We start from the raw sequence: 10,427 nt of genomic DNA, 5'->3' as shown, positions 1-10,427 counted from the left end.
GCATAAACCTGACGAGGTACAGACATTGGCCATCATTCATCCTAAGGTTCGCGGTTTCATCTGCACCACGACTCACCCGAAGGGCTGCGAGCTCAACGTCCGTGACCAGATCGAAGCCACCCGCAAGCTGGGCGTGCGCGAGGATGGCCCGAAGAAGGTACTGGTCATCGGCGCTTCCAGCGGCTACGGCCTGGCGGCACGCATCACCGCGGCCTTCGGCTTCAAGGCCGACACCCTGGGCGTGTTCTTCGAAAAGCCGGGCACCGAGACCAAGCCTGGTACCGCCGGCTGGTACAACGCTGCCGCCTTCGACAAGTTCGCCAAGGCCGAGGGCCTGTACAGCAAGTCGATCAACGGTGACGCCTTCTCCGACGAAGCCCGCGCCAAGGTCATCGAGCTGATCAAGAACGAAATGGGCGGCAAGGTCGACCTGGTCATCTACTCGCTGGCCTCGCCTGTGCGCAAGCTGCCGCAGACCGGTGAGCTGATCCGCTCCGCGCTCAAGCCGATCGGCGAGCCGTACAAGTCGACGGCCATCGACACCAACAAGGACACCATCATCGAGGCCAGCATCGAGCCGGCCACCGAGCAGGAAATCGCCGACACCGTCACCGTCATGGGTGGCCAGGACTGGCAGCTGTGGATCGACGCCCTGGCCGGCGCCGACGTGCTGGCCGAAGGCGCGCGCACCGTGGCCTTCAGCTACATCGGCAGCGACATCACCTGGCCGATCTACTGGCACGGCGCCCTGGGCCAGGCCAAGCAAGACCTGGACGAAACCGCACTGCGCCTGAACGAGAAGCTGGCCGCAGACGTGAAAGGCGGCGCCAACGTGGCCGTGCTCAAGTCGGTGGTGACCCAGGCCAGCTCGGCCATCCCGGTGATGCCGCTGTACCTGTCGATGGTCTTCAAGATCATGCAGGAGAAGGGCGTGCACGAAGGCACCCAGGACCAGCTCGACCGCATGTTCCGCGAGCGCATGTTCCGCGCCGACGGCCAGCCTGCCGAAGTCGACGAAAAAGGCCGCCTGCGCCTGGACGACTGGGAACTGCGCGACGACGTGCAGGGCGCCTGCAAGGCCCTGTGGCCGACCGTGACCACCGAGAATCTGTTCGCGCTGACCGACTACGCCGGTTACAAGAAGCAGTTCCTCAACCTGTTCGGCTTCGAGCGCGCTGACGTCAACTACGACGAAGACGTGGCCACCGATGTGAAGTTCGACTGCATCGAGCTGTAAGCAAACCGGGCTGGCCCTATCGCCGGCAAGCCGGCTCCCACAGCAATAGCATCGCCTCCAAAGGCCTGCTGTGTACCTGTGGGAGCCGGCTTGCCGGCGATAGGGCCGGTACAGGCACAAGATTTTTTGCTAGCGTTGGCGCACAACAAAAGGAAAGCGCGCCATGAGCAGCCTCACCCAACCGGCCACTTCTTTTCGCCAGACCACAGCCGACGGCTACAGCCTCGGTGGCTTCTGCTGGCGCCACGCCCAGGCCAACCCCCAGTGCCCGCTGGTGATCATCAATGCCGCCACCTCCGTACGCTGCCGCTACTACGCGCGCTTTGCCGACTACCTGTTCGCCCAGGGTTTCGATGTGCTGACCTACGATTACCGTGGCATCGGCGAATCGCGGCCGCCTTCCTTGCGCGGTTTCAAGGCTTCATGGAGCGATTGGGGCCGGCTGGATTTCGAGGCCATGCTGGCGCATGCGGCGCAGGCGTTCCCCGGCCAGCCGGTGGATGTGGTGGGGCACAGCTTCGGCGGTTGCGCCGTGGGCCTGGCGCCGTCTGCCGGACAGGTGCGGCGGGTGCTGATGGTTGGCGCGCAGTTCGCCTACTGGCGCGATTACGCCGCCGACCAGCGCTGGCGGCTGCTGGGCAAATGGCACGTGGTGATGCCGCTGCTGACCCGTGCGTTCGGCTACTTCCCCGGCAAGCGCCTGGGCTGGATGGAAGACACCCCGGCCGGCGTGGTGCACGACTGGACCACCCGTACCCCGCGCTATGAACACCGGCCCAGCGGGCGCGGGCTGGAGGAGGCACCCTTTGCCCGGGTGCGCGCAGCGACCTTGGCCATCAGCCTGACCGACGACCCGTTCGGCACCGTGGCGGCGACTGAACGCCTATTGGGTTATCTGCAAGGCGCCGAGCGCCATCACCTGCGCATCGCGCCTGTGGATATCTCGGTTGAGGAGATAGGCCATTTCGCGTTTTTCCACGACCGGTTTCGCGACAGCCTGTGGCCGGTGGCGTTGCAATGGCTTGAGTGTGGGAGTGTGATGACAGGAGGGCCGGGGCAGATCATCAGCTGATGTTGCCTGTACCTGCCTCATCGCTGGCAAGCCAGCTCCCACAGAAAAGCGACCAACGCTGAACCTGTGGGAGCTGGCTTGCCAGCGATTGGGCCGCGCCGCGGCCCCGGCGATATCAGGCTTTGCGCGACAGCGGCAGCTCGGCGAATTTCACACCCGCCAGGCCATGCTTGATCAGCGCACGGATATTGCCATGGTCAGTGCCTTCAGGCGTGGCCTGCACATCGCGGTAGTGCTCGCCAAAGGCCAGCAGGGCCTCCTGGTCGCTCAGGCCTTCCAGCAGGGCCAGGCCCAAGGTCTTGCACGAGCCTTCGTTCTGCCCGGCGGCGTTTTCCACGCCGCCGTTATCGAAGGCCTGGGGCTGGTAGCTGTAGTGGGCGGCAACGAACGCCAGGGTGTCGGCGAAGGCATGTTGGCCGCTGGCCAGGCTGGCGCGCAGGGTGTTCAGGTCAGTCACGGGGTTTTCCTTTTTCGAACGCCGCTTGCTGCTCGGCGCTGGCTTCTTTCTGGTGTTGGGCTTTCCACTCGGCATAGGGCATGCCGTACACCGCTTCGCGGGCATCGTCCAGGCTGACCTCGAGCTGGCGCTCGTCGGCGGCGGCCTTGTACCACTTGGACAGGCAGTTGCGGCAGAAACCGGACAGGTTCATCAAATCGATGTTCTGCACATCGGTGCGCTTTTGCAGGTGTTCGACCAGGCGCCGGAAGGCGGCGGCCTCGAGCTCGAGTTGTTGTTGCGGGGTCATGGCGTTTCTCTCAAGTCATGCGGTTCTTCAGGTGGCGGCCACCGTTGATGACCACCTGGCTGCCGGTGCTGTACTGGCTGGCGAGCAGGTACTTGACCGTCTCGATCAGCGGCCCGGCGCCGGGTTCGAATTCCAGCAGGGCCTTTTTCAGGGTCTGCTGGCGGTAGGCCTCGTCACCGCCTTCCTTGAGGATCAGCAGGCCGGGCAGGATGCCGTTGACGTGCACCTTGGGCGCGTACTTCTCGGCGAACGACAGCACCATGTTCTGCAGCGCGGCCTTGGTCGCGGCGTAGCCAATGTGGCTCTTGCTGCCGCGCGAGGAGGTTTCGTCGCAGATGTGGATGATGTCGGCCTTGTCCACCTTGGCCAGCAGCTCGCCCAGGGCCAGGTTGAGGTGGTAGGGCGCTTCGACGTGCAGGCGGAACATGGTGTCCAGGTTGTCCAGGCCGTCGTCGAGCCACAGCGAGGCGTTGTGGATGATCGCACGCAGGCCGTCGTAATGCTGCTGCAGAAAATCGATCAGCGCCTGGCGGTCGGGGGCCTGGCACAGGTCGGCCTGGAACTGCACGATGTTCGGGTGCGCCGGCTGCGGCTGCACGCTGCGGCTGGCACTGACTACGGTGTGGCCGGCCTGTGCCAGCTCAAGTGCCAGGGCCAGCCCGACGCGCTGGCTGGCTCCGGTAATGAGAATGGGGCTGTTCATGTGCGGGCGGTCAACTTGTCTGTCCTGTCGTTGCCGCCCAGCATACCCGAACTGTTTCCCTCTTGTAGCCCCGGCCTCAGCGGCTGCGCAGGGCGGCGCCGGGTGCGGGAGTGGCGTGCAGCCAGCTGGCCAGCAGGCGGGTGGAAAGGGGGATGAACAGGTAGACCATCAGCGGGGTCAGGGCCAGGGTGCTGAGCAGCACCCGCGGTAGCAGTTCCAGTGGCGCCAGCCAGTGGCCGAACAGCACATTGAACAGCAACGACACCGGGAAGAACGCCAGCCAGATGGCCACGGCCTGCTTCCAGCGCGGCGGCTTCTGCACCATGTTGGTGCCAAACCAGTCGTCGATGCCGCTGACGCGCCTCTCTTTGGGGCGTTCGAACAAGCCATTGCCCCGCTGCAACCAGGCCCGGCGCGAGGCGGAATGCTCCCAGGCATGCAGCGTGGGTTCGTCGCTGAAGCGGAAGATGATCTGGAATTCGTCGCTGTCGCGGGGCGGGGCGAAGATGCCCGAGCCGAGGTAGCCGGGGAAGTCGGTGGCCAACTGCTCGCCTTCGTGCAGCCAGGCCAGCAGGTCCTGGTAGCGGCCATGGGCAGCGCGGCGCGACACCAGCAAGGTGACGGGTGGGGTAGACATCGTGTATCTCCTGGCGGCGGGGCTGGCGGGTAGCTGGCCCCTAGGCTGTGGCGCCCGGGGTGGTGGGCGGCGCAGGCGTGCATGCAAGAATCGGGCGCGGATTATCTGCGGTGAAGCGCGTTAGGCAAATATCCTGTAGCAAACGCTCATTGTCCTGCGGTCTATCCTGACGTTGTAGAATGCGCGTTCAACTTCCGTGCACAGGCCACTCAGTGCTGATGAACAAACAGGGATGTACTTCGCCAGCCGAAATCGGTGTGGAACACCACCAACTCTTCCCCATCCGCGAAGTATCCCGCCTCACCGGGGTCAATGCCGTGACCTTGCGCGCCTGGGAGCGCCGCTACGGGCTGATCCTGCCTACCCGCACCGAAAGCGGGCATCGCCTGTATTCGCAGGCCGACATCGATGAAATCCGCCGCATCCTCGGCTGGCTCGAGCGCGGTGTCGCGGTCAGCAAGGTCGGCAGCATCCTTGCCCGCGACCAGGCGGTGGCGCAGCACGCCCTGGTGAGCGACACCGTCAAAGGCTGGCAGGCCCGCTTGCGCGATGCGGTGCATCGCTTCGACAGCGCGGGCCTGGATCGGCTGTTCGACCAGGTGTTCGCCGCCCTCAGCCTGGACCAGGTGTTCGCCGAGGTGTTCATGCCGGTGTGGCACGACCTGGCGGCAGGGCAGGTTGCCTTTGGCCGGGCCAGTGAGTGGCTGTTTCTCGACCAGTTCCTGCGCGGCCGGGTGTTCGCCCGTTTGCAGCTGTCACGCCAGCGTTGCAGCCATCATGTGCTGCTGGTGCCGTTGCCGGGGCTGTGCCTGGAGCTGGAGTTGCTGGTAAACGGCTTGCTGCTGGCCAGCGACGAGGTGGCGGTGACCACGTTGATGCCAGGGCAACCGCTGGAAGAACTGGCGCTGATCAGCGAGCGCCTCGGGCCGGATGCCGTGGTGCTGTTTTCCAACCATGTGCCGTCTGTGGAGCTGACCAAGCGGCTAACTCGCCTGGTGGTGGGCCTGCAGTGCCCGTTGCTGTTGGCCGGTGAGGCGGCCGAAGGGGCCCAGGAACGCCTGGCGGGCAGCCCGGTGGCGTGCCTCGGCGCAGAAGCGGGCGTGATGCGGCGGCGTTTGCGCCAGTACCTGGCCGGTCAGCTCGATACTTGAGCGTGCAGTTCCGGGTGCGCCTGGCGGTGGGCCTGGAGGATGTACTCGCGCAGGCGCTCGACTTCTTCGGCCGGGCTGCGGCTGAGGTCGTAGGCAGCCAGTTCAGGGCCGATGCGCCGGCGCAGCCTGCCGTGCAGGGTGATCGCCGGGATACCGCCGGGGGCGAAATGCAGGTCGAAGCGCGAAGGCGCCTGGGCCAGCCCGCGAATTTCCACCAGCGCACCCTTGAAGGAAATATCCCGTACCAGCAGGCCGCTGGGGTGGCCCTGGGCATCGAGCAGCGCGCTCGGCTGGTCCATCGACAGGCGCCAGGGGCGCAGCATCGGGCCGTCTTCGTAGATTTCCGGTGAGCCGATCTGCAGGTGCAGGGCGTGGAACTCGTCCTCGACCAGTTGCAGCGGGAAGCTGATCTGCTGGTTGTTGAACTGCGCCTGCAGGGTGACCTGCTCGTTGGCGACCAGGCGGGTCAGCAACGATTGAATGCGATGGTCGCCGTTGACCAGCAGGCTCGACACTGGGTCGGCCAGGTTCAACTGCGGGGAGTGCTGCATGTCCTGGATAAAATCCAGTTCGTCCTGGGTCAGGAGCGCATCGGCTTGCATGATCGAACTCGGTGGTGACGATTTCTTCAACGGGATGGACCGTGCCGAGGGCGCTTGGTTCAGGGGCGCTCGTCGGAATTCCGACGAGCGTGCAATTGGGCCAGTTCGCGTTCCAGCTCGAACTGGCGGCTGACGTCCTTCTGGATACCGATGAAATAGCTGCGCTGGTCGGCGTCGCAGCGCACCGGGGTAATCGACAGCTCGTTCCAGAAAGCGCTGCCGTCCTTGCGGTAGTTGCGCAGCACTTCGCGGCACGGGCGGCCTTCGGCCAGGGCCTTGCGGATGCGTGCGCGGCCAAGCTGGTCGCGATCATCGCCCTGCAGGAAGCGGCAATCCTGGTAGAGAATTTCGTCGCGGCTGAAGCCGGTCAGGCGTTCGAACGCTGCATTCACGTAGATCAGGATGGTGTCGTCGCCTTCCTGTTCAGCGACCACGATCCCGTCGTTGGATGCATCGACCATCGATTGCAGCAGTTGCGCGTTGATCATATCCGGGCCATCGAGCGGAAAGGGGACTTTGGTAGAGGCGGCCTTTTGCCAGCGCCGAATGCTAGTATCCTACGTTTTCACTCAGTTTCGGAATCCTCTTCTTGATGAAAGTCGCCATTATTTCCGGCTCCGTGTACGGCACCGCCGAAGAAGTCGCCCGCCATGCAGAGGCCTTGCTCAAGGCCGCAGGCTTTGAAGCCTGGCACGCTGCCCGTGCTACCCAGCAGGACCTTGAAGGCTTTGCCCCCGACGCGTTGCTGGCGGTGACTTCGACCACTGGCATGGGCGAGCTGCCGGATAACCTGATGCCGCTGTACAGCACTATTCGCGACACCCTGCCAGCCGCTTGGCGCGGCCTGCCGGGTGGGGTGATCGCCCTGGGTGATTCCAGCTATGGCGATACCTACTGCGGCGGTGGCGAGCAGATGCGCGAACTGTTCGCCGAGTTGGGCGTGCGCGAAGTGCTGGCGATGCTCAAGCTCGATGCCAGCGAGACCGTGACTCCGGAGGCCGATGCCGAGCCGTGGCTGGCCGACTTTGCCCAGGCTTTGAAGGCCTGACGCATTTGTTTGCGGGAGCTGGCATGCCGGCTCCCACAGAGGCCTATCCCTTCACCAGTTCCAGCCAAGCCTTGGCCGCCCGCGAAAGATACGCACCACGCCGCCAGATGAAGGCGATGTCCCAGCGCAGGTAGTCCGGCGCCCGCAATGGCAACCTCACCACCCCAGGCCGCTCCAGCGCCTTGGCCACCACTCGCGGCAGCAGCACCACGCCTTGCCCCGCCGCCACCAACGCCACCAGAAAGTCCGCCTGGCCGCTGCGCCCGCCTTCCTTGGGCGTGAAGCCCTGCTGCTGGCACGCCTTGAGCAGCCGTTCATTGAGCACGAAACCGCGCTGGAACAATAGAAAAGGGGTGTCGGCCAGCTGCCGCAATTCGACCTCTTGCAACCCCGCCAGCACATGCCCCGTGGGCAACAGCGCATCCAGCGGCTCGTTGCAGAACGGCTGGTATTCGAACGCCGGGTCGTTCGGCGTCAGGCTGCCGCCCAACTCAAGCTCGCCACTGTGCACCGCCTGCTCGACCGTGCGGCTGCCGCCTTCGAGCAGTTGAATGGCAATGTTCGGGTGGCGCCGCCGGTACTCGGCGAACAACCCGGCGAACAAGGCATCGCTGCCCAGCATCGGCAGGCCCAGGCGCAGTTCGCCGCGTTCCATCTGGCCAAGGTCGTCCAGCTCGTTGAGCAGCGCCTGGCGTTGGCGCAACAGCGCCTCGCCCCGTTCCAGGACGATGCGCCCGGCCGCCGTCAGGTGCAGGTGCGAGGCCTGGCGTTCGAGCAGCGGCTGCCCCAGCGCCTGCTCAAGCTGAGCCACCTGCTTGCTCACCGCCGACTGGCTGATGTGCAGCGTCTGCGCGGCCTGGGTGAAACCGCCGCGCTGCACCACTTCGAAGAAGCTGCGTAGCTGTTTGAATTCCATCATTCGAATTCCATTATGGAATGCTGACAAGTCTAACAATTCGCTTTTGGCCTGGGGAGCCGAATCCTAAAATAAGGGCCTGTAGAGGACCCCCCCATGAAACCCGCGTTACTGAAAAAGCCCCTGCGCCTGCTCGCCGAGCTGGCGGTGCTGATGGCGTTGTTCTGGTTCGGCGGCCAGCTCGCCGGCTGGCTGGGCTGGCCAATCCCAGGCGGCGTGATGGGCCTGGCATTGCTGCTGGTGTTGTTCGCCTGCGGCGTGGTCAAGCCCGCCACCTTGCAACTGGGCGCCGGCTGGCTGATGGCCGAGATGCTGTTGTTCTTCATCCCGGCACTGATGAGCCTGCTCGACTACGGCAGCCTGGTGCGCGAGGAAGGCTGGCGCATTCTGCTGGTGATTGCCGTGAGCACCCTGATGGTGATGGTGGTGACCGCCGTCACCGTCGAACTGGTGTGCCGCTGGAGGTTGCGCCATGAGCCTTGAACCCATGCCCCTGTTCTGGCTGGCGCTGACCTTGCTCGCTTACCTGGGCAGCCGCTGGCTGTACCGGCGAACCGGGCGTTACCTGGTGTCGCCGCTGATTCTGGTGCCCGCCTTGCTGCTGGCGGTGGCTGTGCCCCTGCACACCGCCTATGCCGAATACGCCCGCAATACCCACTGGCTGATGAGCGTGCTGGGCCCGGCCACGGTGGCGTTCGCCGTGCCGATCTGGCAGCAGCGGGCGATGCTGGCGCGCGATTGGCCGGCGTTGCTGCTCGGCATGCTGGCCGGCAGCACGGCGTCGATCGCCAGCTCCTGGGGCCTGGCCCACCTGCTGTCGCTGGATGCCGCGACCAGCCTGTCGCTGGTGCCGCGCTCGATCACCACGCCGTTCGCCATGCCGCTGGCCCATGACCTGGGTGGCGTGCCCGAGCTGACCGCCGTGTTCGTGATGTTCACCGGGGTGCTCGGTGCCCTGTTCGGCGGTGTGCTGCTGCGCTGGCTGCCGCTGCGCTCGGCGCTGGCGCGGGGGGCGCTGTTCGGTGTTGGCGCGCATGGCGCCGGCGTCAGCCGCGCCCACGAAGTGGGCCGCGAAGAAGGTTCCGTGGCCGGCCTGGTCATGGTGCTGACCGGTTTGCTCAACCTGTTCGCCGCGCCCCTGCTGGCGATGCTGCTGTGACCGTTCGTGCCACTGACTCGCTCAGTCATCAAGCTGGCTGGCAACGCAAGTTTCAGCGAGGGGGCGCCTGATTAGACTCGGCCTCGACACAGAGAGCACATGTATGTGCCGAGGTGACACGCAATGACCGCAGCCTTGCCCAACACCCTCAAGCGCTAGACAACCGGGACGAATACGATGCCATTGGCCGAGATACCATTGTGCGTCTGGCGTACCCGGGGACAGAGTTTCACGTTCCGGGGCCAGAGCATCCGCTACTGGACCGCAGGGCAGGGAGAGCCCCTGCTGCTTCTGCATGGATTCCCCACCGCCAGCTGGGATTGGCACTACCTGTGGGCGCCGTTGACCCAGCATTTTCGCCTGATCGCCTGCGACATGCTGGGCTTTGGCGACTCGGCCAAACCGCTGGACCACGACTACAGCCTGCTGGAGCAGGCCGACCTGCAGCAGGCCTTGCTGGCCCACCTCAAGGTCGACGCGCCGGTGCACCTGCTGGCCCACGACTATGGCGGCAGCGTGGCCCAGGAGCTGCTGGCCCGGCACCACGAGCAGCGCGCCGACATCGCCAGCTGCGTGTTCCTCAACAGCGGCCTGTTCCCGGAAAGCTGCCAGGTGCTGCTGGTGCAGAAGCTGCTGCTCAGCCGCTTGGGCTGGCTGTTCGGGCGCTCGTTCAAGCGCGATGACCTGGTGCGTAATGTCACGCAGATCTACGGGCCCTGCACCCACCCCAGCGAAAGTGCCCTGGACGACTGCTGGAGCCTGATTGCCGCGCACGGCGGTACCCGCATCCTGCACAAGCTGGTGAGCTTCGTGCCCGAACGCAGGGCCCAGCGCGAGCGCTGGGTCGGTGCGCTGCGGGCCGACGGTGTGCCCCTGCGCATGATCAACGGCGTGGTCGACCCGCTGTCGGGCGCGCGCATGGTCGAGCGCTACCAGCAACTGGTGCCCAACCCGGACACCGTGCAGCTGCAAGGCATCGGCCATTACCCGCATACCGAAGCCCCGACGCTGGTGCTGCGCCATTACCTGGCGTTTCGCGAAAAGCTGCTCAGCTACCTGCCACGCAAAGTCGCCTGGTCCTGAGCCGCCGACCATCGTCCTGCGTTATCGCCTGGCATTCAGCGTGGGTGCGCTTGATTGTCCGCCGCCTGGGCGT

The 10,427-nt window shown here is 65.3% G+C and carries 14 protein-coding genes; 7 read left to right on the top strand and 7 right to left on the bottom strand.

The window, feature by feature from the left end; translation table 11 throughout:
- Positions 1 to 25 precede the first annotated feature (25 nt).
- Both fabV and B3E94_RS08935 read left to right on the top strand, forming a co-directional pair.
- Positions 26 to 1,237, top strand: coding sequence for an enoyl-ACP reductase FabV (gene fabV / locus B3E94_RS08940; RefSeq protein ID WP_286913147.1), 1,212 nt, complete (start codon positions 26 to 28; stop codon positions 1,235 to 1,237).
- A gap of 163 nt (positions 1,238 to 1,400) precedes the next feature.
- A complete protein-coding gene (locus B3E94_RS08935) occupies positions 1,401 to 2,309 on the top strand; it encodes an alpha/beta fold hydrolase (protein ID WP_286913142.1) in 909 nt (302 codons plus the stop codon).
- A 115-nt stretch (positions 2,310 to 2,424) separates the two neighbouring features.
- Here the strand turns inward: B3E94_RS08935 and B3E94_RS08930 are convergent, their stop codons facing one another.
- The 4 genes from B3E94_RS08930 to B3E94_RS08915 all read right to left on the bottom strand — a co-directional run bounded on the left by B3E94_RS08930 (position 2,425) and on the right by B3E94_RS08915 (position 4,395).
- Positions 2,425 to 2,766 (bottom strand): HopJ type III effector protein, encoded by a 342-nt coding sequence (locus tag B3E94_RS08930; RefSeq protein WP_286913140.1) that lies wholly within the window; start codon positions 2,764 to 2,766, stop codon positions 2,425 to 2,427.
- Entirely contained in the window at positions 2,759 to 3,055 is a 297-nt protein-coding gene (locus B3E94_RS08925) for a DUF1244 domain-containing protein (RefSeq protein WP_236235314.1), read from the bottom strand. The genes B3E94_RS08930 and B3E94_RS08925 overlap by 8 nt, the downstream gene beginning before the upstream one ends.
- Before the next feature lie 10 nt (positions 3,056 to 3,065).
- Positions 3,066 to 3,758 carry a dihydromonapterin reductase gene (gene folM, locus B3E94_RS08920; protein WP_286913139.1) on the bottom strand — a complete coding sequence of 231 codons (693 nt, stop codon included), beginning with the start codon at positions 3,756 to 3,758 and terminating at the stop codon, positions 3,066 to 3,068.
- Between the two features lie 76 nt (positions 3,759 to 3,834).
- Entirely contained in the window at positions 3,835 to 4,395 is a 561-nt protein-coding gene (locus B3E94_RS08915; RefSeq protein WP_176510875.1) for an antibiotic biosynthesis monooxygenase, read from the bottom strand.
- Positions 4,396 to 4,613: 218 nt separating this feature from the next.
- Between B3E94_RS08915 and B3E94_RS08910 the strand changes: the two genes are divergently transcribed.
- The gene (locus tag B3E94_RS08910) at positions 4,614 to 5,546 is read left to right on the top strand and encodes a MerR family transcriptional regulator (protein ID WP_286913138.1); all 933 of its coding nucleotides are present in this window, start codon (positions 4,614 to 4,616) and stop codon (positions 5,544 to 5,546) included.
- Here the strand turns inward: B3E94_RS08910 and B3E94_RS08905 are convergent.
- Positions 5,531 to 6,148: a hypothetical protein gene (locus B3E94_RS08905; RefSeq protein WP_286913136.1), complete on the bottom strand. Its 618-nt coding sequence runs from the start codon at positions 6,146 to 6,148 to the stop codon at positions 5,531 to 5,533. The genes B3E94_RS08910 and B3E94_RS08905 overlap by 16 nt on opposite strands.
- 59 nt (positions 6,149 to 6,207) lie before the next feature.
- Positions 6,208 to 6,636, bottom strand: a complete 429-nt coding sequence (locus B3E94_RS08900) for a PAS domain-containing protein (RefSeq protein WP_286913135.1) — start codon at positions 6,634 to 6,636, stop codon at positions 6,208 to 6,210.
- Positions 6,637 to 6,740: 104 nt separating this feature from the next.
- On the opposite strand from B3E94_RS08900, the gene B3E94_RS08895 reads away from it, so the two are divergent.
- The gene (locus B3E94_RS08895; protein ID WP_286913133.1) at positions 6,741 to 7,196 is read left to right on the top strand and encodes a flavodoxin; all 456 of its coding nucleotides are present in this window, start codon (positions 6,741 to 6,743) and stop codon (positions 7,194 to 7,196) included.
- Between the two features lie 43 nt (positions 7,197 to 7,239).
- Here the strand turns inward: B3E94_RS08895 and B3E94_RS08890 are convergent, their stop codons facing one another.
- Complete coding sequence (locus tag B3E94_RS08890; RefSeq protein ID WP_286913145.1) at positions 7,240 to 8,112, bottom strand: LysR family transcriptional regulator; 873 nt, start codon at positions 8,110 to 8,112, stop codon at positions 7,240 to 7,242.
- Positions 8,113 to 8,208: 96 nt separating this feature from the next.
- On the opposite strand from B3E94_RS08890, the gene B3E94_RS08885 reads away from it, so the two are divergent.
- The 3 genes from B3E94_RS08885 (at position 8,209) to B3E94_RS08875 (ending at position 10,354) form a co-directional block, all read left to right on the top strand.
- Positions 8,209 to 8,595, top strand: a complete 387-nt coding sequence (locus B3E94_RS08885) for a CidA/LrgA family protein (RefSeq protein WP_236235309.1) — start codon at positions 8,209 to 8,211, stop codon at positions 8,593 to 8,595.
- The gene (locus B3E94_RS08880; protein WP_176510882.1) at positions 8,585 to 9,271 is read left to right on the top strand and encodes an LrgB family protein; all 687 of its coding nucleotides are present in this window, start codon (positions 8,585 to 8,587) and stop codon (positions 9,269 to 9,271) included. Before B3E94_RS08885 ends, B3E94_RS08880 begins: the two co-directional genes overlap by 11 nt.
- A gap of 177 nt (positions 9,272 to 9,448) precedes the next feature.
- Entirely contained in the window at positions 9,449 to 10,354 is a 906-nt protein-coding gene (locus tag B3E94_RS08875) for an alpha/beta fold hydrolase (protein ID WP_286913132.1), read from the top strand.
- Positions 10,355 to 10,427 lie beyond the last annotated feature (73 nt).

Source organism: Pseudomonas sp. UBA6315, assembly GCF_002438125.1.
Lineage (GTDB): Bacteria > Pseudomonadota > Gammaproteobacteria > Pseudomonadales > Pseudomonadaceae > Aquipseudomonas > Aquipseudomonas faucium.
This window is presented reverse-complemented; position numbering and strand designations above follow the sequence as displayed.

Bases quoted from the DNA above. Each gene is read 5' to 3' on its own strand.
- B3E94_RS08935 (WP_286913142.1), top strand. From the start codon at position 1,401: ATGAGCAGCCTCACCCAACCGGCCACTTCTTTTCGCCAGACCACAGCC.
- B3E94_RS08925 (WP_236235314.1), bottom strand. From the start codon at position 3,055: ATGACCCCGCAACAACAACTCGAGCTCGAGGCCGCCGCCTTCCGGCGC.
- folM (WP_286913139.1), bottom strand. From the start codon at position 3,758: ATGAACAGCCCCATTCTCATTACCGGAGCCAGCCAGCGCGTCGGGCTG.
- B3E94_RS08915 (WP_176510875.1), bottom strand. From the start codon at position 4,395: ATGTCTACCCCACCCGTCACCTTGCTGGTGTCGCGCCGCGCTGCCCAT.
- B3E94_RS08910 (WP_286913138.1), top strand. From the start codon at position 4,614: ATGAACAAACAGGGATGTACTTCGCCAGCCGAAATCGGTGTGGAACAC.
- B3E94_RS08905 (WP_286913136.1), bottom strand. From the start codon at position 6,148: ATGCAAGCCGATGCGCTCCTGACCCAGGACGAACTGGATTTTATCCAG.
- B3E94_RS08900 (WP_286913135.1), bottom strand. From the start codon at position 6,636: ATGATCAACGCGCAACTGCTGCAATCGATGGTCGATGCATCCAACGAC.
- B3E94_RS08895 (WP_286913133.1), top strand. From the start codon at position 6,741: ATGAAAGTCGCCATTATTTCCGGCTCCGTGTACGGCACCGCCGAAGAA.
- B3E94_RS08890 (WP_286913145.1), bottom strand. From the start codon at position 8,112: ATGGAATTCAAACAGCTACGCAGCTTCTTCGAAGTGGTGCAGCGCGGC.
- B3E94_RS08885 (WP_236235309.1), top strand. From the start codon at position 8,209: ATGAAACCCGCGTTACTGAAAAAGCCCCTGCGCCTGCTCGCCGAGCTG.
- B3E94_RS08880 (WP_176510882.1), top strand. From the start codon at position 8,585: ATGAGCCTTGAACCCATGCCCCTGTTCTGGCTGGCGCTGACCTTGCTC.
- B3E94_RS08875 (WP_286913132.1), top strand. From the start codon at position 9,449: ATGCCATTGGCCGAGATACCATTGTGCGTCTGGCGTACCCGGGGACAG.